The following is a 26,154-nucleotide window of genomic DNA, read 5'->3' on the forward strand; positions in this document are numbered from 1 at the left end:
AAATGAATCACCGTTTCCCTTTTGCAACTCGACGCCGATTTATTCAAGCTGCGGGAACTTTGGCGGGATTGAGTTTTGCCAAACTTACCCAGTCCTCAACGGCGACAGAAAAACCAATTTATTATGTTTCTCCCTCGGGAAATGATACCAATCCCGGAACTTTTGAACGGCCCTGGGCGACCATTCAAAAAGCCGCAGAAACCTTAACCGCAGGGGATAAAGTTTTTATTCGGGGGGGAACTTATCGAATTTCTGAACGCATTTATCCGCGAAATTCGGGAACAGAAAATCGGTGGATTATTTACGCCGGATATCCCGGTGAAACGGTGATTATTGATGCGGATGATGTCTATGTTGGGCCGCCCGTCGGTGAACCGCCTTTCCCTCGCGATCAAGGGGCATTTCAAATTGAAGGAAAACATCACATTCTGATCAAAAATTTAACCCTAAAAAATTCCCATAACGGCGGATTTGTGGTTCGAGACAGTCACCAGATTGACTTTTATAATAACACAACGATTAACACCTTTTCATCGGGAATTTTCATCGGTAGAGGATGCTATCAGCACAAAGTTTTGGGGAATACGGTAATTAACGCCAATACCAATGAGATGTTAATTGAACATCCCGGCTATCCCTACGAGAGTAGTGTCGGCCCCCACGAAGGAATTACTATCGGAAGCGTTGAAGATTTTGAAGTGGCTTACAATCAAGTTTGTTACTGTGCGAAAGAGGGAATAGACTGCAAAGGAACACCCAAGCGAGGAAAAATTCATCATAATTATACCCATCACTGTCGGCGTCAGGGTCTTTATGCGGACTCTTGGCGGGATGTATTGGAAGATCTAGAATTCTCTGAAAATGTCGTCCACGACTGCGAAACGGGAATCGCAATTTCGGCCGAAGACGGACCGAAAATTGATAATATTCGGATTCATCATAATTTGGTTTTTAATAATCGGGCGACTGGAATTTTTCTTTCCCGTTGGGGGAAAGATCGGCTAAAAAGTAACATTCAAATTTATAACAATACCGTCCATCATAATGGCTACGGTTTGAAAAATACCCCCGACCCCCATTGGTTAACGGGCGGACTCTATTTTTACACGACAAATCTCGAAAATGTGATTGTAAGAGATAATATTTTTAGCGATAACGCCTGGTTTCAAATTGGTTACAGCAGCGAATTTGAACCGGATGCTTTTCAGACCAAAAATATTCAAATTGAATCCAATTTATTTTTCGATAACAATACCGTTACCTATCCCGTTAATCTCGATGAATGGGCAAATGATCGGGTTTATGCGACAAAAGGAGAGGATTTTATCGAAGCCGATCCTTTATTTGAACATCCACTCAATGCTAACTTTTATTTACAAAGTTCTTCACCCGCAGCCCAGAAGTATTTCGGGGCTTTTCCGGCGGATGCGACTAAAAACTTTTGGTGGAGTATGAATTTTCCCCCTCAGTTTGTTCACCCCTCGGAAGAAAGTTAACGAGAGATCGGGAAAAAGGGCTTATAATTATGCTGTACGCAGTTCTAGGTTTTTGATGTCAAAACTGTTTAATAGATCTTTATTGATTGGGATAATTATTTTTTTGTTATTTCCGGGAATTTTATATATTGAATCCAAGAGAGTGGCTTCGATAACAAAGTCTATCTTTTTTCAGAATAATCTTTCCAAACCAGAAGATCAAAAGGGGTAAATCGAGGATGAATTAGTCTACGACCGGGAGAAAATCAATAAACTTTATAAAGATTTAGAATACTGGTTAAAAAGAGAAAACTGGAAAATTGCCGATCTGATTACTGGGGAAATCTTACTGCATATTCTTGATCGGACTGAACCGGGTTGGTTTGATATTGAATTGCAGCAGCAGATTCCTTGCAAAGAATTAAAAAAAATTGACAAGCTTTGGTTAAGATATAGCAAAAAACGCTTTGGTTTTACGGTTCAAAGGCAAGTATTTTTGAAATATAATGAGAGTTTGGAAGGGTATAACGAAGAAGAACTTAAATTTAAAGACTGGACAACCGGACACAAACAATTTGCTACCGATGTCGGATGGTTGAAAGATGAAAAATGGCTGAACTATTCGGAATTGGCTTGGAACAACCTTGAAGAAGCTCCCAAAGGTCATCTTCCCATTGCCGCTCGTATTTGCACCTTTGGACAAAAACCGATAATGTGCTGGGGAATTCGGACGGGACTGAGATTTTCACTCCTCTCCCGAGAATGTTTTATTCCTCCCGAGAAGAATTCGTGGATGAAAAGATTTGGGAATTTTGACCGATTTTTAGAGTAGAAAAGGAAATTTTAGCTTTTTCAAGAGAATTTCTAACGCGATCGCCAACTTTTCATCTTCTAATTCTTGATTGATTAAAGTTTGCAGTCGTTGAACGGTCAAGAGTTTATTATCCGTTTTTATCCCCCGATAAGCTTCGTCCCAAACCGATTTAATCTCCGGTTTACTGGGTTGAATATTCCTCTGAATATAAGCCGCCAACTCTAAGAAACTCATGGCTTCAAAGCGGGATTCATCCCAGTTTAACAGCCAGTTATCTGTACGAAACGGAAACGCCGGAAGATCGGCTTCGTTGTAGAGGTTTCCGACGGGATTATTCGCCCAACCATAACGAACTGCTACGGGTTGTTTAACGGCTTCGCTGGTTAAAATTACCCGATTTCCTTCTATCTTTCCATCCGCCCAAAAAAAACGGTGGTTACTTCCGGCCAAAGCAAACCCTTTTAACTCATCTCCCTTAATTTTTAATCCTTTTCCCGCAGAATCAAAGGTTACAATCGCTTGATTTTCTTTAAATTCAACCGACCGATAAACCGGCCCCCTCCAAACTAAATCTTTCTCGCCATAAACCGTCGCCATCGCCGCCAAAGATAACCGCTTTCCGGCTAACTGTTTGTTCGGGGGATGAATATTGCTCAAATTATCATTTTCATCTAAAATATCAATCGTGGAAACCATCGCCGTATTCGGCAACTTTAACGCCTCTGTTTGGGCTTCTCGCAATCTCGGCCAGGGATCATCTTCGGAGGGATAGGTTTGTTTTTCCAGAAAATTAGCAAGTTCAACAAATAAAAAAGGAGCGTTATCATTTCCCGACAAACTTCGCCATTCTTGAATCAAACTCGGAAATAAAGTTCTATACTGCATCGCTTCTTTTGCATTGGCTTCTCCCTGCCACCAAATAAATCCTCTGGGTGTATAGGGAATAGCCGGATAAACCATACCGTTAAATAACTGGGCGGGTCTGGTTTTAGCATCTTTTTGTAGCTGCCAAAATGCCAGAGTTTCGGGAAAATTTGCCGCGAGTAACGGTTGAGATAAAAAGGTTTCAATTTCTCGGTTGGGAACCGCCAGATGTACGATTCCTATCGGAACGTTTAACTTTTGATGCAGTTCTTTGGCAAAAAAATAGGCGGTTGCGGGGAAATTTTTAACGGTTTTTGGGGTTGTTAATTCCCACTTGGCCGAAACGGTTTTTTGAGGCGTATCCGCAGGCCAGCCATTTTCTCGGGGTGAAGAATTCCCATCCCAAACCCGAATATTCTGAAAATTAGCCCCGGAAATTTCTTGTTTAGAATTATCGCTGCGGCTGACAAACCACCACATATTACTTTGTCCGCCTGCAACCCAAACTTCCCCGACTAACACATCTTTTAAGGTGACTTCTTTGGAACCTTCAACGGTTAAATTAAACGGCCCTCCCGCTTCGCCACTGGGAATTTTAACTTGCCATTTCCCGTCCACTTCAACCGGGGTTTGTACCTCCTGACCTCTAAATTTTACGGTGACAGTATTACCGGGTTTATCCCATCCCCAAAGGTTGACATCGGTTTGTTGCTGAAGGACCATGCGATCGCTTATAATTGAGGGTAACTCTAGCGTTGCTTGAGAATTTGACTCGATCAGACTCGAATTTAGGCTAAATAAAAAAATTAGTCCCAAAAACGCAAAAATAATACTAATATTTTTCATGGGTTCTCAGCCGGGTTACATTAAAATTTAGGACTCTTATCCACAATTTTAATCAACTCGCTCCCAAATCTTTAGGATACGCGATCGCCGATTAGTTTACCGTAGAGATAATAATAGATAATCATCTTGAATCATCCGATCCACTCTACCTGTTATTTTGGGCATTTTGTCAAGATGCTGATTCCGGACGCTTTCCAATCTCTCAAAAACTCGTGCATCACCCCTCGCCAAACTCAGTCAGGAAATCCTGAAATTTAACCAAGTTATAGGGGTTTCAGCCGCTATTTTGGCTTCAAGACACTAGAACCCCTTGGGTGTGCTTTTCTTAAGCCTACCAGAACCCCTATACTTTCGTCAACTTTTTAGGAAATATTTTCAATAAAAACTTGAGAATTTTCTCTTTTGTTTTGATGATTAAAACAATTTACACAAAAATTATTTGAAAAACTTATAAAATTTGGCCTTTTTTTTGGGAGGGGCTTGACAACTTCCGCGAAAACGGGGTATGATTCTCTCATAATGGAAATCTGTGCATAAATTTTATTTTTGCAGACATCCCATTATTTAACTTACCTACAATCCTACCAAAAATCCGCCCGCAAATCAACCCCCTTTCCGCCGCCGGTCAGAAATTTAGAAAAAAAATAATTTTTGAAGAAATTTTAAAATTTTCTCGCCCCGACGCGATTTTTTTGGGGCGGGGGCTTGACAACCTCCCCGAAAACGGGGTATGATTCTCTCATAATGGAAATCTGTGCATAAATTTTATTTTTGCAGACATCCCATTATTTAACTTACCTACAATCCTACCAAAAATCCGCCCGCAAATCAACCCCTGACCGCCGCCGGTTCGAGCAAGATTCATAATTTGATAATTCATAATTAATCACCGTTTCCAATACTGAAATAAGACCTCACCCGCTTCTGTTAAACTTTCACCAAAGGTCAACACCCCGTCTTCATGTCCGGCCATGACGAGAATTTTTCGATCGCTTAAATTTTCCTGTTCAAATAAACGAAACATTTCTGCTGCCATTTGGGGCGTACCGTAAGGAACTTCCGGGCGAGTTGTCGGAACATTAAATAATAACCTTTGCCAAAATTCAGCCTGATGAATATGAATAATCGCTTTAATATTAGATTGAAAACTGTAAATAGCCGCGTGAGTCAGAGACTCAGAAGAGGCTTTAATCGGTCCCCGACAAGCGAGAGAATTTTCGGTTAAATTAAATTCGGTGACTCGGGTATAATGTTCTGGTTTGAGATGGGGTAAATGTCCGGTTTGAGTCCCAGAAACGACAAATTCTAAAGACTCATCTAAGCGAATACTAATATTGCCAAACCCAATGCCATTGTCATAAACGCCAATTAAACCCAAAGAGTAAAGATGATCGCGCCATTGCATCAACTCTTGAATTTTATCCTCACCAATGGGTTCATCTTTGAACCAGTGACAGTGATATTTGATAACGCCTTCATCCATAAATTTTCGGGAATAGTTTTCAACGACCAGTGATGAGCGGGGCGGGTTCGACATTAATCTAAATTTTCCCACTCTCAACCGATATAAACCCGCCCCGGTCTCAGGAGATGGAACTGATAACTGATCACTGTAAACACTGGTATCGGAGTGACTGGTATCGGAGTGACTGAAAAGGGGCGGGTTCATAGAAGTTATTTATGAGAAGACAGAAATAGATTCGGAACCCGCCCCTACACCTGACATCTGTTAAGCGATCGCAGGTCACTGTAAACTGTAAACTGTAAACAGCTTCTTGCTTGAGGGTCGCGCTATAATTTAGTGCCGCATTCCGGACAAAAATGATTGCTGGCGACATTCTTAGTCCCGCAATTGCTGCAATAGACCAATTCTGCCGCCTGTTCTAACTTTTTGCGTTCCGGCAGTCCCAACATCTGAGCGTTGCTCTTACCCGGAGCCACCATCGGATAACAGTTTTCATCCCGACGCACCCGCACATCCATCAACACCGGGCCGTCATAAGCCAGCATTTCCGCCAGCGCCTCGTGCAGTTCATCGGGACGACTCACCAACATTCCCTTAACGCCGTAAGCCTCCGCCAACTTAACAAAATCGGGCATTCCCAATTCCATATTCGACGAAGAATAGCGCTCGCCATAGAAAGTTTGCTGCCACTGGCGGACCATTCCCTGCCAACCGTTGTTAATAATCACGGTTTTGGCATGAATGCCGTACTGCATCAAAGTTCCCAACTCCTGAATGTTCATCTGTATGCTGGCATCTCCGGCAATACAAATCACTTCCTGGTTGGGAAGGGCAACTTTGGCACCCATCGCCGCCGGCAGTCCAAAACCCATCGTTCCCAAGCCGGCGCTAGAAATCCACTGACGCGGCCCATTTTTGAGATATTGAGCGGCCCACATCTGATGCTGACCGACATCGGTGGTATAGTAAGCATCCGGCGCCATTTTTGCCAGTTCAGAAATCACCTTTTGAGGAGAAAGACTATCGGGATATTCCGGAACTTCCAGGGGATAATCTTCCCGCCAACGGTTGATCCGATCTAACCATGCTTTGGTTTGAGTCTCGGGCGTCGGTTCTCCGGTTTCCCGACATCGACGCAACAAATCAATTAAAACTTGGCGCACATCTCCGACGATGGGAACTTCGGGGGCGCGATTTTTCCCGACTTCCGCCGGATCGATGTCAATGTGAATCACTTCGGCGCGAGAGGCGAATTCTTCGAGTTTACCCGTTACCCGATCATCAAATCTTGCCCCGACTGCAATCAACAAATCGCATTCGCTGACCGCAAAATTCGCGTAGGCGGTGCCGTGCATCCCCAACATTCCCACCGCTAAAGGGTGATTTTCGTTAAACGACCCCTTACCCATTAACGTGGTTGTTACCGGAATTTGGAACAGTTCGGCCAGTTCGTGAATTTCCCCGTGAGCGTTCGCCGAAATTGCCCCTCCCCCAACATATAATAAAGGACGTTCGGCTTTGCGAATTAGAGCGATCGCCTGGTTAATTTGGCGCATATTGCCTTTAACCGTCGGCCGATATCCGGGGAGAGACACTTCGCCGGGGTTAACCGGTACATAATCAAATTCCTGCAAGCCGACATCTTTGGGAACATCCACCAAAACAGGCCCCGGTCTTCCCGTGCTGGCAATGTGGAAGGCTTCGGCCACAATTGCCGCCATGTCTTTGGGGTCGCGCACCAAGTAGGAATGTTTGACAATCGGCAGGGTAATGCCGAAAATATCCGTTTCTTGAAAGGCGTCCGTCCCGATCGCTTTGCGGGCCACCTGTCCGGTCACAACCACCAACGGAATAGAATCCATGTGAGCCGTTGCTATTCCGGTGACTAAATTTGTGGCTCCAGGACCTGATGTTCCAAAACAAACTCCGACCCGACCTGTTGCCCGGGCGTAAGCATCCGCCGCATGAGCCGCTCCCTGCTCGTGTCTGACTAAAATATGCTTGAGATCGCCTTGGGCTTCGGCCCGATAGAGTTCATCATAAATCGGCAGAATCGCTCCGCCCGGATAACCAAATATATGCTCTACCCCGTGACGTTTTAAGCTGTCAATCAGAGCAAAAGCACCCGTTGCACGTTTGGCTGCTACTTGAGTTCTAAGTTGCACAGGAGTTCCTCTTTGTTAGTTTCAATTGGCAGATAAAGCTATTATTTTAATATAATCAAGCTTCTCTATTTTTTAGAGTGCTATTTTTTACAAGATTTTACACAAACTCTCGAGATTTTTTGGAAAAACAAACTCACCCCCAATCTGCTATTTATTTTAGAAGATGTTTGATTGTTTGCTCAATTTGTTTAATCTATTTTTAGATCCTTTGCTTGAATTCCCGCTCAATCTGAGTGATTCCGTCGCCCGAGGCTGACTTCCGAATGTCCATTTCCTTAACTGTTGAGATCGGTATCCTCAAAATCTCTCAGGTGTCGTACTATGGATACTGGATTATAGCACATAGTGTATCCTATGTTACGAATATTTTTGATGGCGCGGTGATATCAAGCATATGTCACGCTAAATCAGCCAGAAAACATTAGGAGTCAAGGACATTGAAAAAGATAGAAGCCATTATCCGGCCATTCAAACTCGATGAAGTCAAAATTGCCCTCGTTAATGCGGGTATCGTCGGGATGACTGTCTCTGAGGTTAGGGGGTTTGGACGACAAAAAGGCCAAACCGAACGCTATCGGGGTTCGGAGTATACCGTTGAGTTCTTACAAAAACTCAAAGTTGAGATCGTTGTCGAAAACGAGCAAGTCGATATGGTTGTTGATAAAATCATTGCCGCTTCCCGCACCGGTGAAATTGGCGATGGTAAAATCTTTATCTCCCCAGTTGAACAAATTGTTCGCATTCGCACCGGAGAAAAGAACCAAGAAGCAATATAACACCTCACCAGTCATCAGTCACCAGTCACCAGTTTTTCAGTCACCAGTCACCAGTGGACAGGTGATAACAGTGAACAGGTGATAACTGTAAACTGAAATAACTGGTAGCTGGGGTTACTGATCACTGTAAACTGTTCACAGGAGGTTTTGGAGTTGGGGAAGCAAGACTTTGAAGGCTTGGCCCCGATGGGAAACTAAGTGTTTCTGTTCCGGTGACATCTCCGCAAAGGTCTTTTGTTCGGCGGGAACATAAAATATCGGATCGTATCCAAACCCGCCATCACCCTTTGGACTCTCTAGAATTTCTCCGGGACAGACTCCTTCGAGTTGGATGGCGATCTCTCCATCAGGACGAGCGATCGCCATCGCACAGACAAAGGCGGCTTTGCGGTTACTTGAGTTCCCCAGTTCCCGCAAAACTCTTTCAATGCGATCGCGATCGCTCGTCCCGTAACGCGCGGAATAGACTCCGGGCGCCCCATTGAGGGCATCAACGGTTAAACCGGAGTCATCCGCGATCGCCCATTGTCCCGTTGCTTTGGCAACTTCTGATGCTTTTAAGCAAGCATTTTCAATAAAGGTTTCACCGGTTTCTTCAACTTCTATTTCGTCGGGTTTGAGTTGTAATTCCACATCCAATTCCGACAGATACGCTTTCATTTCTTCCAGTTTTCCCGGATTTCCCGTCGCTACGACTAACGTTTTGATCATCGGTTTAATCTGATTCTCGTTTAATTTTTATTTTTGTTGGATGCCCAACTCAATTTTAAGAATTCTAGATTAAACTTATTTTAAACGAATTTCTCTCAATTGACGAGTTTCTGAGTTTAAATCAACTAAATTTTCACAACTCCTCGGGAATTGGCCTGAGTCAATGACTTGATAACCCCCCTGTTTCCAGTCAAAACCGACAATGGCTTTCAGTTGCGATATCCACACACCGCCATAAATTGAGGCTTGAACGCTTCCATTTTCTCCAATAATAATTTCGGGATTTTGATGAAACTCTCCCCTTAAAGCCGCTTCTAGACCGGCTGCGGAAAACGCTAAAAGTTGACCCCGTTCCCGATAAATTTTACCCCGTTTTACACTTTGTTGATAATCTCGTTCATCCCAAGTTGAAACTAATAATATTATTTCGTCTGTCTTTTCATTTCGATAAAGTTGAGGAAGTTCTAATTCTTCATATCCGGTAATTAAACTCGGATGAACGAACTCCCAAGATTTTAAGTTGTTTTCATCGGCTTTCAGTAACGCAATACAAGCATTTTGATGTTGGGGATGATTTTCATCAACAATATGTTTGGTCGCCACCAACATATAATAACTCTTTTTAACTTTAAAAATAAAAGGATCGCGCCAAGCGTGAACGGTTCTATCTCCGGGATTTTGGGTTCGGAGAAAATAGCTAAAATTCGGATCGATTAATTCGGGTTCGAGGCTAAAAGTATTATCTACAATCCAATTTTTTAAATCGTTTGATCGGGCTAATTTAATCCTTTGAACGGCGAAATAATCCCCTTCGGTTTGACGTTCGGTATAAAACATCAAATAATTAAAAGCAGTTTTAGTATCTAAAAACCCGGTTTCTTCAAGAAACCGGGTTTTTGAATTAATTGTGCAACCCGTCCAAATGGATTGATTTTCACGACGGGGAATAATATTTTTATCCCGTATTTTAAAGCTTTTAAAATCATCAGTTGTCGCGTAGGTTAACTGAGAATAAAGATGATGAGTTTCTGTTTGTTTATATTGCCAATCCGCCGACAGTAAATAAAGGTGATACAGTCGTTTTTTCGGTTCGTAGAGATACCAAAAATCCCAGGTAAATTGGTCTTTGAGCATACAGAATTTACTACTGTAGGGGCGCATGGCGATGCGCCCTAATTAATAGGTGATGCGCCCTAATTGACTAACAAAACGCGCTCTCCGCGCAACAACAAACGCCAAACTTCCTAACAGCTACTCGCCCAATCTTTCGCCCAAGAAAGGGTTTGATTCACCTGTTTTTGATCCGCTGCTTCACAATACAACCGTAAAACCGGTTCAGTTCCGCTAAAGCGAATTAACAGCCAACGGTCGTCAGCCAAACGAAACTTATAACCATCAACCGTCAAACAATCTTTAACCGCTTGTCCGGCGATTTCTTTGGGAGGATTATTCTCCAATTGTTCCACCAAACGCGATCGCACCTCCATACTCGCCAAAGGTAAATCAATGCGATCGTACACCGAAGAAAACCCAACCTTTTCTTGAAGACGGCGATAACTTTGGCTGAGATCTTCTCCCGACTGAACAATCGCTTCTAAGACGAACAAAGCCGATAATAAAGCATCCCGTTCAGGAATATGAACCCCATAACCAACCCCACCGGATTCTTCACCGCCAACCAACACTTGAGAAGATAACATCCGATCGGCAATATATTTATAACCGATGGGAGTTTCGTACAAGGATAAATCGTACAATTTGGCAATCCGAGGAATTAAATCCGATCCGCTGACCGTTTTCACAATTTCGCCGCCAAAACCGCGACGGGTAGCCAAATGTTCAATTAAAATCGGAATCAAAATTTGAGAACTGAGGAAATTTCCCTCCCCATCAACCGCAGCCACGCGATCGCTATCCCCATCAAAAACCAACCCAACAGCTAAACTATCTTGAGAGCGTTTATGAGCTTTAATTTGACGGAACAATTCGGGGATATATTTCGGCAAAGGTTCCGGCGCCCCGCCATCAAATAACGGATCGCGATTGCTGTTAATTTCTATCACCGAATCGCCTAAAATCCGAGCCAAACCCCCTGTCGCGGCGCCGTGCATCACATCCACAAAAACGGTCAATTTTCCCTGATTAATCGCCGTTTTAATCGCCTCAATATCAACCTTTGATTGTAGAGTTTCGCAGTAAGCAGGCCAAGGATCAAAAGACTCTAAAGTTCCGGGGGTTTCTGCTTTGAATGGCGGTTGATCGAGTCTGGCTTCAATTTCTTGTGTGACGTCCGGACCAACAGATCCTCCAAATGCACCCTTAACTTTTAAACCTAAATATTTACCGGGATTATGGCTAGCAGTCATCACCACCGCCCCCAAAGCCTGCTGTTGGTGAGCGACCAAACTAAAAGCGGGAGTGGGCGCGTAGGTTTGACTGAGTTTAACATCATATCCGGCCTGTTGAATGGCGATCGCGGCCACTCGAGCAAATTCTTCGGCCAAAAAGCGTCGATCGTATCCGACAAATATCGTGCGGTTAGCAGCAGTATTACCGTAAACTTTTTCTAAGACAAGAGCGGCCAGAGGAGCCACTAAAGCGACACGTTCAAAGGTAAAATCATCAGCAATGACACCTCGCCAGCCATCCGTGCCAAACTTAATCGGTTTAGACATATCAAGGATTAAAATTGTTCAGGGTACAATGGAATGAGTTTCAGCGATCGCAAACTGTTAATTGATCGCACCCTCCCATCACCTTTTTTAAGAGTCAGTTCCCCAATCGTTTAAAAGGGGAGATTGAATAAAGATGATGTTGTTGCAAGCTGTGGTCAGAACAAATCAGCTTTTTTCAATTATCTCACATCTCCAGCCCAGAGCAAGAAAACCGAAGATGATGCTTATAATATAGATACATCTTCTCGCCGGCCAGAAAAGGATTTACCTAATCCTGATTTATAGAGTTTTCCCCGATGCTAATTCCTGTTAAAGCGATTTATCGCAATGGTACATTTATACTGGAAACATCCTGCGATCTGCCGGAAGGGTCTGAGGTTGAACTCTTTGTCCAATCTAAGACCGTTGTATCACCCCCGATAAGCGATCCGGCGACTCAACAGCGTTTTTTACAAGCCTTGATTGAGCGAATGCAGCAAAATCCGATTCCCCTGAATGCTCCTGCTTTGACACGAGATCAGTTGCATGAACGCCGTTGACACCAATATTTTAATCTACGTTAACGATCGGATCAGATCGATCAGTCTTTTGCTATAACCGATCAACAAGAGACGCGCGATCGCACGTCTCTAAAAAAGGAGGAATTGAAAAATTATTGCTTATTGCTTGTAATTTCCCAATTTTAGAAGCTTAGAAACTGGGTTGGTGACGAATTAAATTGAGGAATTCTTCACGGGTTTTCTGCTCTTCTTGGAAAACGCCAAGCATAGCGCTGGTCACGGTCCAAGATCCGGGTTTTTGTACGCCCCGCATCACCATACACATATGGCTAGCTTCGATCACCACCGCTACCCCTTGAGGATCGAGAACTTCTTGGACGGCTTCAGCAATTTGGCGGGTGAGGCGTTCTTGAACTTGCAAGCGACGGGCGTACATTTCCACAATGCGAGCCAGTTTGCTGAGTCCGATCACTTTTTGGTTGGGAATGTAAGCAACATGAGCTTTCCCCATAAACGGGAGCATATGGTGTTCGCACATACTAAACACGGTGATGTCGCGAACCAACACCATTTCTTCGTGACCTTCATCAAAGATTGCCCCGTTTACGAGGTCTTCTAAAGATTGATTGTAGCCACTGGTGAGGAAGCGCATGGCATCGGCGACCCGTTTGGGGGTTTTTAACAAGCCTTCCCGTTCGGGATCTTCTCCGACGCCAAGCAGCATCGTCCGCACGGCGTCCATCATTTGTTCATCTGAGACTTCAGTCAGGGGTTGCTTTTGAACGGAATGACCATTCGATGCGGAAGTCGTGCGATCGGGTCGGCTGAGGATGCGACTCGAACCATTTGCGGATTTAGAACCGTTTCCATTGGAAGCAATAGTCATAACAAGTCCGTAAACGATAGAAAAAAGAGTGAACAATTGAGAATCAGACCTTGAGGCCTTGATTCTTGCAGCCCGATCGATCACCCTCACGAGAGGGCAGTTCGAGCGTTGGCGCCCTCACAAACCGATGAATGGGGCGCTGATTCGATATCGCCGACAGGGGTTTCCTACCGGGGGGATAAAATCTACTGAATTCGTCTGGGCAGACAATATCCGTTTTTCAAGATTCATCGATGTCCCGGCATTTCCACTCGATCAAAATGCTCCCCCGTGCGGCATGAGGGTTAATTCTTCAATCACCGCCTGTGGAGGCAACATTACGATGTGTAAAATCGACTCGGCGACCATTTCTGGTGTCAACATTGCGGAGCGATCGAAGTCAGCTTGAACGGTTTCTGTATCCCAAAGCGAAGTATTGACTGCACCCGGACAAATTGCGCTGACCCGAATTCCGTGGGCGCGTTCTTCAGCAGCCAAAGCTTTCGACAGAGCCATCAAGCCAAACTTACTGACACAATAAGCTCCCCAGTTGGGAAAAACTTGTTGTCCGGCAATGGAGACAACATTGACAATTGTTCCGCTGCCTCGTTCGCGCATTCCCGGCAAAACCCCTTGAATGCACTGAAACACACTGGTGAGGTTCAGGTCTAGCACCTGTTGCCACTCGGTTAGGGGTGTACTCGCTAAGGGGCTGGTGTAGCCCATACCCGCATTGTTGACGAGAATATCGATCGGGCCGAAAGCAGCAGCAATGGTGTCGATCTGCTCATGCACTTGCTCAACTTTGGCGAGATCTAGAGCATAGGCATTCGCTTCTACTCCCGCTTGCCGTGCAAGTTCAGCAATGGTTTCCAGTTGCTCCTGAGATCGACTCACTAAGGCGACATGAATCCCGGCTTTGGCAAAGGCAAGAGCTGTTGCTTTACCTATCCCACTACTTGCCCCCGTGATTAAGGCACGTCGTTCGATGGGAGAAGTCATTGACGGTTTGAGTAATCTCCGATTAGACTGAACGGAATTGATAGTTCTCCGGTTGCAAAACCGGGAGATTTTGAGCAGACTTTCAAAGAGGTATCAGCTAATACATTTTTTGAAGGTCTGACTCCCAGGTTGAACCTGTTCGGCACTGTCATCAGGCCTGGAAGACTTGGGCTAAGTTTGACCTTACCCCGGTCTTGTACTTTTGTTACACTGGCTGAGATCTAAAACAGTTGGGGTTGAGTTTTTCACCTGTATTTTTAGAGACTCGCTTTGGCAACTCCAGTCGTTTACAGCCAAGCTTTTAGCTGGCGCTCCCCTTTTCTCCACCGCTGCAATACGGTGGCTCTCACGTTGGGGATGCTGTAGCAAATCTATCAAGGGCAAATCTGAGAAATTTGTAAAGATTTGTTACTTACCTATTATACCACCTTCAGGTTGATCTAAAATACCCACTCAATTGATCGACTCGATCGCAGACGCTCTCAAGGACGAAGCAGAAGGGATCGACAAGATCGGTATAACTTTTGTGAATACAGAAGCTCAAAAAACTCAATCAGTCTCATTGCTTCGACCTGCGTTCAACCGGAGTCAAACGTCAAAATTCTCAACAATGGCATTGATTAAGCGGGTTCTTCGGCAAAAATCCCCATCTGTCGGAATTTTTGATAGCGCATTTCTCGCCGTTGCTGGCCGCTGAGACTCATCAATTCTTCTAAACATTCCAATAAGGCTTGTTTGAGTCTTTGGGCCGCTTCGATCGGGTTGGCGTGGGCGCCGCCGTCGGGTTCGGGGACAATGCGATCGATAATTCCCAATTCTTTTAAGTCGGGAGCGGTAATTTTTAGAGCTTGGGCGGCTTGGGCGGCTTTGGAGGCATCTTTCCACAAAATGGCGGCGCAGGCTTCGGGAGAAGCCACCGTATACACCGAATGCTCCAACATGAACAACCGTTCACCGACTCCAATTCCTAAAGCCCCTCCTGAACCGCCTTCTCCGATGACAGTACAAATAATCGGCACATCCAGGCGAAACATTTCTCGCAAGTTGTAGGCGATCGCTTCCCCTTGACCCAGTTTTTCCGCGTCCACACCCGCCCAGGCGCCGGGCGTATCAATAAAGGTGATGATCGGCATTCCAAAATGGTTGGCGTGTTCCATCAACCGCATCGCTTTGCGATAGCCTCCCGGCGCCGCCATCCCAAAGTTTCGGGCGACGTTATCTTTGGTATCGCGCCCTTTTTGATGACCCAACATCACCACCGGTTGGCCGGCTAACCGCCCAATTCCCCCGACTAACGCCGGATCGTCGGAACCGGAGCGATCGCCGTGCAGTTCTAGCCATTCCTCGCTCATGGCTTGTATATAGTCTAAGGTACTCGGACGACGAGGATGGCGGGCCAGTTGTAGCCGTTGGGAGGGAGAGAGGCTGCTAAAGATCTCCTGTCTCAGTTGAGTTGCACGGGCTTCTAACTGATGGATTTGATCGGAGACATCAACGCCGTTTTCCTCGGCCAACTGGCGAATCTGCTCAATGCGAGATTCTAGCTCGGCTAGAGGTTTTTCAAAGTCAAGTAGGATGGTTTTGCGGTTTGGACTTGCCACACTCAGAGTTTTGTTCGCATGGGGTACACAACTTGTATTGTATCGAAGAACAGCACATTTTTAGTCACCAAAGTTTTTCGGATTTCCTCCCGGCTGTGAATGTTGATTTTTCTATCGGTCCGTTTGCCCTTTCTGATTTTATCGTTTTGACCCGAAATTAAATCTTGATTTTTTCTATAGAAACTAATATCTAAATTGGCAAAAATTGACCCGATTAAAATCTAAATTTTTTATTTTTATTGTTCGCGAAAATTAAGGTCTAGTTAATTGGGTTTAAAAACCCGGTTCGCGTGAAAGTTACCGGGTTTTTCGGGGGGGCTATTTCAATTTTGGAGATAGAAAATTTATCGGGTGTTCGAGAGCAATTTCTGGTAAAATTTTAGGATCTGTTGGGCTAGAGCTTTGTTGGTATAATGTTCTAAAGCCCGCTGATATCCTCGTTTGGCGAAATCTTCAGCCTGTTGAGGATTTTCGATGAACTGACGCAAACAGTCGCCCAACGCTTCGGCTTTCCCCTCCGGAAACACCAACCCCGCTTCACCAATAACGTGAGGAATTTCCCCGGAGTCGGAACCAATAACGGGTACTTTACACGCCATTGCTTCGATTAAAACATGGCCGAATTGTTCTTTCCATCCCACTGCTGTTAGGGTTTTAAATTTGTATGTGGTTTCGGAGGGTAAAACTAACACGTTCATGGTGTTAATATAGCGTTGTACTTCGTCGTGGGGAACGCTTTCTACAAAAATCAGTCTATCTTGAATTCCAAATTCTTCAGCTTTTTCTATAATTTGTTGTTTTAATTCTCCCCGCCCCAACAATAACGCTTTCCAGGATAATTCTTTTAAGCTTGCCAAAGCTGCAACTAAGGTTAACAGTCCTTTTTCTTCTACAAACCGCCCCACAAACCCCACTACAAATTCGTCGGGTTTAATGCCCAATTCTGCTTTTAATTCCGGTTGAGGAACAGGTTGAAATAAACTCTCATCGACTCCCAACTGAGGCATAACTTCCATCGCCCCCTGATAACCCCGCTGTCGTAGAATATCCGCCCCGTCTTGATTTCCGACTACAATTCCATCGGTATTTTTGAGGTTATAGGCTTCGATTAAAGAAATGGGAAATTTTAGCGTGTAGGGCAGATTCCACCACGTAAAAAAGACATTTTTAGCGTTTAATCCCAAGAGTTTATTGAAGGTAATAAACTGGGAATAGGTAATCGCTTTTGAACCCTGTTCAACTTGGATAATATTGGGTTTAAACTGTTTTAAAAGCGGAATTAAATCCAACCCAAAGGTGAGTAAACCCTGATTATTTTGACTGAAGTTAGAAACGGGAACAACTTTAAACGATCCTTCATCTAAATATTCGGAGTCAATAATTTTGTTTTGAACGCCTCCCGGTTTCCAACGACGGGGAACCACGAGGGTAACTTCTATTTCCGGGGAAAGATGGGCTAAAGCCCGCCATTTTTCCCGGTTCAAATCGACGATATAAGTATGGCTAGCTACTAGAATTTTCATCATTTAGCCCAGATAAAAATAAGAAATACAGACATCAACATCAAGGCTTTAAGTTTTGGCTAATTCATCCTGTTGGGTGTAAATTTGACCCTGATTCCAAAGGGATTGAATGCGGGTTCCAATGGCTTTAAAAAAGCCTGCGGTGTAAAATCCAAATCGGGTGACAACTTTGAGGGGAGAACCGCTTTTATTGCAGGGCGGATGTCCGAGAACGTGACAGTCAAATAGTTTGGCAAAAAAGCGCAAACATTGACCGAGAGTGAGGTTTTTTAACCCCATAAAAAAGTGATTGTGATAGAAGGTAATTTGATATTGCATGGAACGGGTACTAATATCGTGACAGCCGCCCACTTCTTCGCCCAAATGAACTAAATTCGCTTCGGGATCGTACCAAATAATATAGCCGGTTTTTCGCAGTCGCAAACAAAAATCGGATTCTTCGCGGACCGCACTCCCTTTAAAGCGTTCATCAAAATGTAAACCATGTTTATCGAAAATTTCTCGCCGAAAAGACATATTGCAACCTCGGGCGGAAATCACTTGTTGGGGTTTTATTGTATGAACTAAATCAATATGATACCAAGCAATTCCCGGATCGGATGCTTGGGGGGGTAATTCTTCGATAGTTAAATCTCCGCCAGAATCTCCTAATTTCATCCGATCAAAAACTCGTCCGGCGACGGCGCCAATATTTTTGGGGATGGAAGTTCCGGCATTTATATAATTGTTTGCGTGGGCTTTGAGAAAGTTTTCGGGGAGTTTGACGTCATCATCAATAAACAGAATAATATCCCCGGTTGAACGTCTAACTGCGTAGTTGCGGGCGCCGGGTAAACTCGCCCATTCCAGACGATACCATTGAATTTTATTAGTATTGGCGAGTTCTTCTAATAAGGTTTGAGTTTCGCTTTGATGAGAACGAGTTTGATCGACGACTATGACTTCAAACTGGGGATAGTCCTGTTTGAGAACATCAACTAAGGTTTCCCTCAGGGCTTCCTCACGGTTGTAGGTGGGAATAATCACAGAAATTTTAGGCCAGTCCATAGGTGATTTTAGCGCTAGTCTAAACGGATAATGTGGGGAAAGCGGACTTATTTGTATTGGGAGTTGGTTTACTCATATTTTACCCCCTCGTTCTTGAATACCCAAGTGAATTTCAGTTAAGTTCCGTTACAGCATATGGGAAGATAGGGAGAAAGAAGGCAGAAGGCAGAAGGCAGAAGTCACTGAAAACTGACTACTGTTATCACTGGTGACTGTAAAACTGGTCACTCTCTTACAAACTTTGCTACCGACTATTCCGCCGGGTCGCAAGGAACGCGCTGGTGGCTGGTGACTGAATTAACCTGCTTGTTCTTCTTCTTCTTTGAGTCGTTTTATTTCTTCTTTGTCGATGTCGGGAAGTCGATAAATGACGCCGACAAAATACCAGTAATAAACGGCAACGGGATCGACATCGAGGGGATAATAGTAGGTGTTGTAACTAATGATTAATACGAACACCCAAAAGGATGCGCCAAAACTGCGAATATTTTTTTCTTTGAGAGAACGATAGGTTTTAAAAGTGGTGACAGTGAGGGTTGTGACTAATCCTAAAAAGGCAATTGTTCCGATTGGCCCGAGTTCATAAATGAGTTTGGGATAGTAGGTTTCGATCAGTTTTGTTTCCCCAAAAATTCGGGTGGAATTTGTGGCCCGTCCGAGTCCGTTTCCAAAAATTCCTTCTTGTCGTCCTGTACTATGTTCAAACTGTTCGGCAATAAAGGCGGTTGGGGGTGAAGCTTGCCAACGGGAGACAAAACTATCAATACGTTCTTGAATAATTTGAGGGTTGGCAACGACGGCAATTCCTAAGACTAAACCGAGTCCGGCTGCAATGGGAAGAAAGCGTTTTAAGTTGGCAACTTGACCGGTTAAAACCAGAAGAATTACTGTTACTAAAGGAACCAAAGCGAGGGCAATTCGTTGACCGGAAATGGCGGAATTAACAAACACTAACGCCATCCCCCCCAAGCCGACCATTCGCCACAGGGGAGAAGGATCGCTAAAGGCGGTTGCAAAGGTAAAAAAGGCGTTACCAATGAGGAACCAAGCCCACTGCCAAGGGGCGACAAATGTTCCGGGTAAACGGATCATATTTTGGGATGGACTATAGACTAATGAACCGCCGACTAAACATTTGGCTTCGAGGGTAGCTTTAAATAAATCATCTCCGCTTAAATGGTCTGTTCCTTTACAGCGACCGGAGGTGAGAAACTGATATTGAACAACGCCCAATACACAACAAATAATGGCTAAAACCACGGTCATCCTGGTGAGAAACAGCAAGTCTTTTTTGTCTTTGATTTGATAATAAGCGCAGGTAATTAAGGGGAAATATCCGAGAAAGACTTTCAGTCCGAGAATTCCCATTAAAATGGGTTTGTCGTTGGGATAGGGCGGATCGAGTTGTTGTAAACCGTTGACGAGTAAGAGGGTGATTAAACAAAAACCTAATAAAATGTAGAGGGGGGTTTTAATTGCTTTGTGTACAAGAAAGGGTTGATGTTTACGTTTTAATTGTTGCACGAGGGCAAAGAGGGCGGGAAAATAAAAGCCGTCTTTGGCAAGTTGAAAGAGTGCGTTTCCCCCTCCGATCCAGTAGGTTATTGTTCCCGAAAAAGGCAGATAGATCAAAAACGCCCACAGTCCTTGCATGGGGTATTGATAGGACAGTGCTAAAACTAATATACCGCCACCGCCTGCGATCGCGAGTTTTTCATCTTTGACAAAAAACAAAGCCACGCCAACCAAGACCGCTAACACCCCAACTCCGGAAGCTAGGGAGATAAATTTCTTAATTTCTTTGGCGGTTTTCTGCTGACGAATTTTTAATTCTTTTTTGCTGAGTGTGGGTTTAGAACCGGCTTTTTTTTTCTTGGATTTCTTGCGCTTAGTTTTTGATTTTACAGCCATTTTTTGCTTACCCTAGTCTTAAAAATAGGAGCAATCCTAATAATTTTAATCTGCCCAATTTAGGATTTAATTTTTCACCCTGACTCATATTTTCAGGGGTTTTTAACCTGCAATCTCCGATAGAAAAATCAAGCGTTTATGAATCAAAGTTCGGAGAATTTCTCACCAATCAACCATTATAACAATTGAATTTTCGGACGGTTTTCCGTAAAAAGCAGAAAAACCCGGTAACTCCTACGCGCACCGGGTTTTTGAGATAAAGATGTGAATTTTAAACGAATTTTCAAGTGAGTCTGTTAAACCGCCAAATGTTGCTGAACAACGGAAACCAAGCGGTCAGCCCAGAGGTTAGCCAGTTCGTTGCGGATGGCTTCAACCATGACCCGGATAACAGGTTCGGTACCGGAAGCCCGAACTAAAATCCGCCCCTGGTCGCCCATCGCGGTTTCGGCATCTTGAATGGCATTAACCAGGGGTTCGCACTGTTTCCAGTTGCGACGGCGGTTAACGTCTTCAACGCGAATATTCCGCAAAAGTTGGGGATAGGTTTGGAAACTTTCGTCTACCAAAGTGGAGAGAGTGACGCCCGAGCGCTTGACCAATGCGGCAATGTGCAGCGCCGTTAACAAACCATCTCCCGTGACCCCATAATGATGGCAAAGAATGTGACCGGACTGTTCGCCGCCCAACATGGCGCCGCTGCGTTTCATTTCAGCATGAACGTGTTGGTCGCCCACGGCCGTCCGAATGAGTTGACCGCCTTTTTGTTGCCAAGCCCGTTCAAAACCCAAGTTAGCCATCACGGTGGAAATAATCAAATTTTGGGGAAGTTGTCCGGCTTGGCGGAGAGTTTGGCCCCAGAAATAAAGAATATAGTCGCCATCAACCGCCCGACCCCGACTATCAACGGCTAACACCCGGTCGGCATCCCCATCAAAGGCAAAACCCATATCGGCTTTTGTTTCTAAAACGGCTTGTTGCAGGCGTCCGAGGTGGGTGGAACCGCAATTAACGTTAATCTGATGTCCGTCGGGTTGGTCGTGGAGACAAATCACTTCGGCCCCCATTTGCCGGAACACTTTCGGCGCCAGATGAACCGCAGCCCCCCAAGCCAAATCTAAAACAATTCGCATCCCTTCGAGGTTCAGAGTCGGAAGCAGGGGACGGTGGAGAGATTGGGCGTAGTCTTCGACCAATTCGCAGCGATGGTGGTGTTGTCCGCAGTGTCCTAAACTCGCGGCAAAGTCGGCCCGTCCTCGCAGAGCGGCTTCTATTTGCTGCTGTACGTCTGAGGAGAGTTTTGTGCCGTCGGAACCAAAAAATTTAATTCCATTGTCTTCTGGAGGGTTGTGGCTGGCGGAAATCATCACCCCGCCGAGGGCTTGGGTGGTACTGGTGAGATAGGCAACGCCCGGAGTTGGACAGAGGCCCAAATACCAGACTTCGAGTCCGGCGGCGGTCAGACCGGCTGACAGGGCCATTGCTAACATATTGCCGGAGTTTCTGCTATCCTGACCGAGAAGTACCGGGCCTGGATTATCGGTTTGTTGGCGAAGAACTTGTCCGGCCCAGAAGCCGACTTGCAGGGCTAAAGGGGCGCTCAAGAGTTCCCCGACTCGTCCTCGAATGCCATCGGTGCCAAATAGGGGGGTAGCCGGAAGTTCGGTGATGCTTCCAAAAAAACTAACTGAAGATTGTCTCATAGATTGTGTTGGGTTAGCGGGCGGATGCTGTCCTCCATGAGTTGGGGGGGGTGCTACGACCATAACAGTTCACTCCTCAAGGTACTCACACATTCATTGTGGAGGATACCATGTCCGGAACTGAGATCAACAGTGAATGGATTTTTACCGGGGCAGACCGAGGGCGTTTTCAGTCAAGTTTAGTTGAATTTTTATTCAGATTCGGGTGGTTTGGTAAAGCTTTCTATTATTCTATCTGTAAATGAGGAATTTTCTTCAATTTGTTATTCATCGAGATAAAATGCAACTTTACAGTCAAGGGTGAGATGAGGGAGGAGTCGCTTCACCCCCGAATTTTAGGGTGAGTCCGGCTCGAATACATTGTTAAAGATTCTAGTTCACCCACACCTCAACCGAGTCTCAACCCCAATTGCGAAGAGTTTGATTTGACTTTTGAAGACAGGTAAACATGATGAGTTCTCAACAAAATTTGAAGTCTAGGTTTGCATCGGAAAAACGGTTAATGAGGTTGTCTAACCGGATTTATTCTTTATTGATTCTTGCGGCGATTGTTGGCTGTGGGATTTTGGCTTATGCTTCGGTTTTTGATGATTTTTTTCTCTCGGATGATTTTGTTTTAGTTGCTTTATTTTCTCAGTTGGGGCCTTGGGGGTTGTGGGTTAATCAACAGCACGGTCAATCTTTGTTTTTTCGGCCCGTTTTGAGTTTAATTAGTTTTTTCGATTATCAAGTTTGGGGGGTGAATCCGTTCGGCTATCATTTGACCAATTTTTTCTTTCATTTAATGAATAGTTTGGGGGTGGGGTTGATTGCTTTTTTCTTGGCAAAACGGCTCAAATTTCAGCCGAGTTATCGGCGAATTTTACCCTATCTCGCCGGATTTATTTTTCTGTTGCTTCCCTCTCATACTGAAGTGGTTTCTTGGATTTCCGCTCGCACCGATGGAGTGGCGACGTTTTTTGGTTTATTTTCTTTTGTGTTTTATTTGGCTTACAAGCATTACTATCAACCCCGTTTTTTACTTCTGTCGGGTTTGGTGTTTTTGGCGGCTTTACTCTCGAAAGAATCGGTGGTGACTTATCCGGGTTTAATTATTATTTTTGAACTGTACGAATATTTTATTAAACAAAACAATCGCAATCGTTTGGTGGCTCGTTTTGTCATTGTTTCGCTCTATATCTGGATGTTAATTATTTACTTTTTTAGCCGTTTCTTTAAGTTGGGTGAATTGGTGGGCGGATATGGAGAAGAAGTTCACTTGAGTTTTGATGCGACTCGAATTTTACAAAATCTGGTGATTTATCCGACTCGAACTTTTATTCCTCCCCAATTTGAATTGGATTTTACCTTTTGGTTGATTGCATTTTTGGGTCTGGTTTTATTATTTGTGTTGAGTTTGGCGGTTTGTTGGAAACGTCGCCCCAAGTTTTCGGAAGTTCCGGCTATTTTAGGGTTTTTGATTGCGGCTTTTTATATTCTGGTTTTACCGGCGATTACGGTTTGGGTTTCTGCGGTTGATACTCAAGGAGAACGTTATTTATATTTTGCTTCCGGGTTTGCTTCTATTTTTTTGGCAATCATCCTAATTGTGATTTTACAAAATTTGGCTTTTATTTTAGTTGTTTCCAGTGCGATACTGCTCTATTTTGGTACGTCGGTTTACGATATCAATCAAAATTGGAATACTGCGGCTAAAATCTCTGAAGATATTTTGGTGAGTTTGCAGGAAATACCCAAAAGTCAAGTGATTATTAACAGTTTACCCGATAACTATCACGGCGCCTATATTTATCGAACCGGACTGATTCAAGGTCTGTTTCTGTTTGATGAAAGCAATCAATTTGAGATTGAGTTCAACCGCCAAAAAATTAATCCGGCTTTTGAAAATGTTAAGTTCACAACCGATAATATTCGGATTGTGATGAATCACAGTTTGGTTGAACCGAGCGATAGTATAATCGTAAATAATCCCGAAGCTAGCGTTTATCAATTTCAGCTTTCTCATCCTCAAGCTTCCTTCTACGCTTGGAAGAAAAATGATTTAGAAACCGAAGATTACCAAGTGACAAATTTAGAATCTCATCAATATCAACTGCGGTTTACTGATGTTAGCCGAGCCGAAGATTTGGTGTTTTATTCATCGGGTAAATTAGCAGACAAACTGTAAACCCAATTCTGATAACATTCGCCGACGACAATGAAAACAGAAGACGAACTATCCTGCTGACGGGTTCCTTTCTGGGGTGAATTTATCGGGTTTCGCCACAATTAGAACGAATGAGGTATCATTGTGACAATTTGGCAAAATATTAAGTGTGGTGTGATGGAGCCGATTTACATTTTAGGTGGTGGACCTGCGGGACTTGCAGCCGCGTATATTTTGACGCAGCAAGGTCAGCGAGTTGTCGTGGTTGAACGAGAAACTCAAGTCGGGGGACTAGCGAAAAGCTTTGAATATAAAGGATTTATTCTTGACTACGGACCCCATCGGTTTTATACCAAATTGAGTCCGGTTTTGAAGCTTTGGAATCAGGTTTTAAAAGAGGAACAAGTCACCGTTAACCGCCTGACTCGCATTTATTACGGAGGGAAATATTTCAGTTATCCCCTGAAAGCAAAAGAGGTTTTATTCGCCCTCGGTTTGCTGGAAAATTTCAGAATTATTAGCTCATATTTTGCCGCTCGTTTGTTTCCGAAAAAAAATCCGAATAACTTTGCAGAATGGGTAACAGATAAGTTTGGGCGGCGACTGTTTGAGATTTTCTTTCAAGGATACACCGAGAAACTTTGGGGAATTCCTTGTGAGGAGATTAGTACAGATTGGGCGTCGCAAAGAATTAAAGGTTTATCTCTGATTAAAGCCGCTAGAAATGCACTTTTAGGCAATGATGGCCGAGTTAAAACTTTAATCGACCAATTTCAATTTCCGCGTTTGGGTTCGGGTCAGCTTTATGAAAAAATCGTCGATTATTTGCAAGAAAACCATCAAACGGTTTTACTCAATACCGAAGTGGTTCGAGTTCATCACGATAATTTTCAAGTGACTCACGTTACCCTGAAAAATCGTCAAACTAAAGAAGAAAAAACCGTTCCCTGTGGTCATGTTATTTCTTCAATTCCGCTTACTCATTTAATGCAGCAAATCGAATCCTCTCCCCCTTCTCAAGTTATCAATGCTGCCAAATCTCTCAAATTTCGCAATACAATCTTAGTGTATTTGATAGTAGAATCCGGTAATTTATTCCCCGATAATTGGCTGTATATTAATGACCCGAAAGTTCAGGTCGGGCGAGTCACAAACTTTGCCAATTGGTCGCCGGAGATGCTTCCCAACTCTCAGCAAACCCCCCTTTGTTGTGAATATTGGTGCAATTTTGAAGATGATTTGTGGCAATGTCCGGAAGATGAACTGCGGATAAAAGCTGAAGAAGAACTGCGAAAAATTGGGTTATTAAAACGGGAGAAGGTTGTCGATGGTTTTGTCGTCCGTTTACCCCGAACTTATCCCATTTATGCGGGAAGTTATAAAGAAGCTTTGGGCGAAATTAAAACTTATCTAAAAACCTTTCAAAATCTACAAGCCATTGGTCGCTACGGTGCGTTTAAATACAACAACCAAGACCACAGTTTGTTAATGGGAATTCTCGCCGCTGAGAATGTTCTAACCCAGAATAAACACGACCTTTGGGCGGTGAATAGTGATAGCGAATACGTCGAAGAAGCCAACGCAGAAGCCGCCACAACAGTTGCTAGAAAAACGGGTGTTTCTCGCCGTCGAAAATTGGTTCAAATTCTCCAACAATTTGGCGGTTATCTGTTTACCGGGGGAACCGCAACGGTAGTCGATGTTGTGGTGTTTTCGATGTTAACTCAAGCGGGTTTGTGGTATGTTTATGCTTTGGGGATTAGTTTCTTTTTTGGATTGAGTACCAATTTTTGGCTGAGTCGTCGTTTTGTTTTTGGAATCTATTGGAAGAATTGGTGGATTCAATACGCTGTTTTTGCTTCCGTTGCGTTGAATAGTTTATTGGCGAATTTAGGACTGTTACAACTGTTAATTAATGAAGTCGATTTTCATCCAACTCTCGCTCGTTTAGTCAGTTCCGCTTGTGTGGCGTTGATTAGTTTTACAGGTCATAAACTGTATTCTTTCTCCCAACCAGAATCAACTTCTAAACTCTCAGAAATTGAGTCTTAAACTCCTCTAACTT

The 26,154-nt window shown here is 44.1% G+C and carries 19 protein-coding genes; 6 read left to right on the plus strand and 13 right to left on the minus strand.

The genetic code is table 11. The annotated features are described in order from the left end of the window. Positions 1-2 precede the first annotated feature (2 nt). Complete coding sequence (locus ACL6C3_RS25400; RefSeq protein WP_413162308.1) at positions 3-1,496, plus strand: right-handed parallel beta-helix repeat-containing protein; 1,494 nt, start codon at positions 3-5, stop codon at positions 1,494-1,496. A gap of 307 nt (positions 1,497-1,803) precedes the next feature. Then, positions 1,804-2,307 (plus strand): GUN4 domain-containing protein, encoded by a 504-nt coding sequence (locus ACL6C3_RS25405; RefSeq protein WP_413168412.1) that lies wholly within the window; start codon positions 1,804-1,806, stop codon positions 2,305-2,307. Here ACL6C3_RS25405 and ACL6C3_RS25410 read toward each other — a convergent pair. The 3 genes from ACL6C3_RS25410 to ilvB form a co-directional block, all read right to left on the minus strand. Then, positions 2,299-3,999: a sialate O-acetylesterase gene (locus ACL6C3_RS25410; RefSeq protein ID WP_413162310.1), complete on the minus strand. Its 1,701-nt coding sequence runs from the start codon at positions 3,997-3,999 to the stop codon at positions 2,299-2,301. The two genes, ACL6C3_RS25405 and ACL6C3_RS25410, sit on opposite strands and share 9 nt — an antisense overlap. An 886-nt stretch (positions 4,000-4,885) precedes the next feature. Continuing rightward, entirely contained in the window at positions 4,886-5,536 is a 651-nt protein-coding gene (locus ACL6C3_RS25415; RefSeq protein WP_413162312.1) for a class II aldolase/adducin family protein, read from the minus strand. Positions 5,537-5,790: 254 nt separating this feature from the next. Continuing rightward, positions 5,791-7,629 carry a biosynthetic-type acetolactate synthase large subunit gene (gene ilvB, locus ACL6C3_RS25420; protein ID WP_413162313.1) on the minus strand — a complete coding sequence of 613 codons (1,839 nt, stop codon included), beginning with the start codon at positions 7,627-7,629 and terminating at the stop codon, positions 5,791-5,793. Positions 7,630-8,066: 437 nt separating this feature from the next. On the opposite strand from ilvB, the gene ACL6C3_RS25425 reads away from it, so the two are divergent. Then, entirely contained in the window at positions 8,067-8,405 is a 339-nt protein-coding gene (locus tag ACL6C3_RS25425) for a P-II family nitrogen regulator (RefSeq protein ID WP_413162314.1), read from the plus strand. A 135-nt stretch (positions 8,406-8,540) separates the two neighbouring features. Here ACL6C3_RS25425 and rdgB read toward each other — a convergent pair whose 3' ends face one another. The 3 genes from rdgB to ACL6C3_RS25440 all read right to left on the minus strand — a co-directional run bounded on the left by rdgB (position 8,541) and on the right by ACL6C3_RS25440 (position 11,791). Beyond that, positions 8,541-9,116: an RdgB/HAM1 family non-canonical purine NTP pyrophosphatase gene (gene rdgB, locus ACL6C3_RS25430; protein ID WP_413162316.1), complete on the minus strand. Its 576-nt coding sequence runs from the start codon at positions 9,114-9,116 to the stop codon at positions 8,541-8,543. A gap of 75 nt (positions 9,117-9,191) precedes the next feature. Continuing rightward, the gene (locus ACL6C3_RS25435; RefSeq protein ID WP_413162317.1) at positions 9,192-10,250 is read right to left on the minus strand and encodes a hypothetical protein; all 1,059 of its coding nucleotides are present in this window, start codon (positions 10,248-10,250) and stop codon (positions 9,192-9,194) included. 110 nt (positions 10,251-10,360) lie between these two features. Next, positions 10,361-11,791: a phosphoglucomutase/phosphomannomutase family protein gene (locus ACL6C3_RS25440; protein ID WP_413162319.1), complete on the minus strand. Its 1,431-nt coding sequence runs from the start codon at positions 11,789-11,791 to the stop codon at positions 10,361-10,363. Between the two features lie 296 nt (positions 11,792-12,087). On the opposite strand from ACL6C3_RS25440, the gene ACL6C3_RS25445 reads away from it, so the two are divergent. After that, positions 12,088-12,330, plus strand: a complete 243-nt coding sequence (locus tag ACL6C3_RS25445) for an antitoxin AF2212-like protein (protein WP_413162321.1) — start codon at positions 12,088-12,090, stop codon at positions 12,328-12,330. 151 nt (positions 12,331-12,481) lie between these two features. Here ACL6C3_RS25445 and folE read toward each other — a convergent pair whose 3' ends face one another. The 7 genes from folE to glmM all read right to left on the minus strand — a co-directional run bounded on the left by folE (position 12,482) and on the right by glmM (position 22,006). After that, positions 12,482-13,177 carry a GTP cyclohydrolase I FolE gene (gene folE / locus ACL6C3_RS25450; RefSeq protein ID WP_413162323.1) on the minus strand — a complete coding sequence of 232 codons (696 nt, stop codon included), beginning with the start codon at positions 13,175-13,177 and terminating at the stop codon, positions 12,482-12,484. Positions 13,178-13,432: 255 nt separating this feature from the next. Then, positions 13,433-14,158, minus strand: coding sequence for an SDR family oxidoreductase (locus tag ACL6C3_RS25455; RefSeq protein WP_413162325.1), 726 nt, complete (start codon positions 14,156-14,158; stop codon positions 13,433-13,435). A 620-nt stretch (positions 14,159-14,778) separates the two neighbouring features. Further along, a complete protein-coding gene (gene accA / locus ACL6C3_RS25460) occupies positions 14,779-15,759 on the minus strand; it encodes an acetyl-CoA carboxylase carboxyl transferase subunit alpha (protein ID WP_413162327.1) in 981 nt (326 codons plus the stop codon). Between the two features lie 344 nt (positions 15,760-16,103). Next, the gene (gene hpsO, locus ACL6C3_RS25465; RefSeq protein ID WP_413168413.1) at positions 16,104-17,282 is read right to left on the minus strand and encodes a hormogonium polysaccharide biosynthesis glycosyltransferase HpsO; all 1,179 of its coding nucleotides are present in this window, start codon (positions 17,280-17,282) and stop codon (positions 16,104-16,106) included. Positions 17,283-17,330: 48 nt separating this feature from the next. Continuing rightward, entirely contained in the window at positions 17,331-18,329 is a 999-nt protein-coding gene (hpsN, locus tag ACL6C3_RS25470; RefSeq protein WP_413162329.1) for a hormogonium polysaccharide biosynthesis glycosyltransferase HpsN, read from the minus strand. A gap of 297 nt (positions 18,330-18,626) precedes the next feature. Continuing rightward, positions 18,627-20,240 (minus strand): hormogonium polysaccharide biosynthesis protein HpsL, encoded by a 1,614-nt coding sequence (gene hpsL / locus ACL6C3_RS25475; protein ID WP_413162331.1) that lies wholly within the window; start codon positions 20,238-20,240, stop codon positions 18,627-18,629. A 296-nt stretch (positions 20,241-20,536) separates the two neighbouring features. Then, a complete protein-coding gene (gene glmM, locus ACL6C3_RS25480; protein ID WP_413162333.1) occupies positions 20,537-22,006 on the minus strand; it encodes a phosphoglucosamine mutase in 1,470 nt (489 codons plus the stop codon). Positions 22,007-22,391: 385 nt separating this feature from the next. On the opposite strand from glmM, the gene ACL6C3_RS25485 reads away from it, so the two are divergent. Together ACL6C3_RS25485 and ACL6C3_RS25490 are read left to right on the plus strand one after the other, a co-directional pair. Continuing rightward, positions 22,392-24,110 (plus strand): hypothetical protein, encoded by a 1,719-nt coding sequence (locus ACL6C3_RS25485; RefSeq protein ID WP_413162335.1) that lies wholly within the window; start codon positions 22,392-22,394, stop codon positions 24,108-24,110. Positions 24,111-24,233: 123 nt separating this feature from the next. After that, the gene (locus tag ACL6C3_RS25490; protein WP_413162337.1) at positions 24,234-26,141 is read left to right on the plus strand and encodes a GtrA family protein; all 1,908 of its coding nucleotides are present in this window, start codon (positions 24,234-24,236) and stop codon (positions 26,139-26,141) included. The last annotated feature ends 13 nt before the right edge of the window (positions 26,142-26,154 follow it).

Source organism: Capilliphycus salinus ALCB114379, assembly GCF_047276495.1.
Lineage (GTDB): Bacteria > Cyanobacteriota > Cyanobacteriia > Cyanobacteriales > Microcoleaceae > Capilliphycus > Capilliphycus salinus.

Excerpts from the sequence above, each read along its gene's own strand:
- glmM (WP_413162333.1), bottom strand. The coding sequence starts at position 22,006 with ATGGTCGTAGCACCCCCCCCAACTCATGGAGGACAGCATCCGCCCGCT.
- rdgB (WP_413162316.1), bottom strand. The coding sequence starts at position 9,116 with ATGATCAAAACGTTAGTCGTAGCGACGGGAAATCCGGGAAAACTGGAA.
- hpsL (WP_413162331.1), bottom strand. The coding sequence starts at position 20,240 with ATGGCTGTAAAATCAAAAACTAAGCGCAAGAAATCCAAGAAAAAAAAA.
- ACL6C3_RS25485 (WP_413162335.1), top strand. The coding sequence starts at position 22,392 with ATGATGAGTTCTCAACAAAATTTGAAGTCTAGGTTTGCATCGGAAAAA.
- ACL6C3_RS25455 (WP_413162325.1), bottom strand. The coding sequence starts at position 14,158 with ATGACTTCTCCCATCGAACGACGTGCCTTAATCACGGGGGCAAGTAGT.
- folE (WP_413162323.1), bottom strand. The coding sequence starts at position 13,177 with ATGACTATTGCTTCCAATGGAAACGGTTCTAAATCCGCAAATGGTTCG.
- ACL6C3_RS25415 (WP_413162312.1), bottom strand. The coding sequence starts at position 5,536 with ATGTCGAACCCGCCCCGCTCATCACTGGTCGTTGAAAACTATTCCCGA.
- ACL6C3_RS25440 (WP_413162319.1), bottom strand. The coding sequence starts at position 11,791 with ATGTCTAAACCGATTAAGTTTGGCACGGATGGCTGGCGAGGTGTCATT.
- ACL6C3_RS25445 (WP_413162321.1), top strand. The coding sequence starts at position 12,088 with ATGCTAATTCCTGTTAAAGCGATTTATCGCAATGGTACATTTATACTG.
- ACL6C3_RS25400 (WP_413162308.1), top strand. The coding sequence starts at position 3 with ATGAATCACCGTTTCCCTTTTGCAACTCGACGCCGATTTATTCAAGCT.
- ACL6C3_RS25435 (WP_413162317.1), bottom strand. The coding sequence starts at position 10,250 with ATGCTCAAAGACCAATTTACCTGGGATTTTTGGTATCTCTACGAACCG.
- hpsN (WP_413162329.1), bottom strand. The coding sequence starts at position 18,329 with ATGGACTGGCCTAAAATTTCTGTGATTATTCCCACCTACAACCGTGAG.
- ACL6C3_RS25410 (WP_413162310.1), bottom strand. The coding sequence starts at position 3,999 with ATGAAAAATATTAGTATTATTTTTGCGTTTTTGGGACTAATTTTTTTA.
- hpsO (WP_413168413.1), bottom strand. The coding sequence starts at position 17,282 with ATGAAAATTCTAGTAGCTAGCCATACTTATATCGTCGATTTGAACCGG.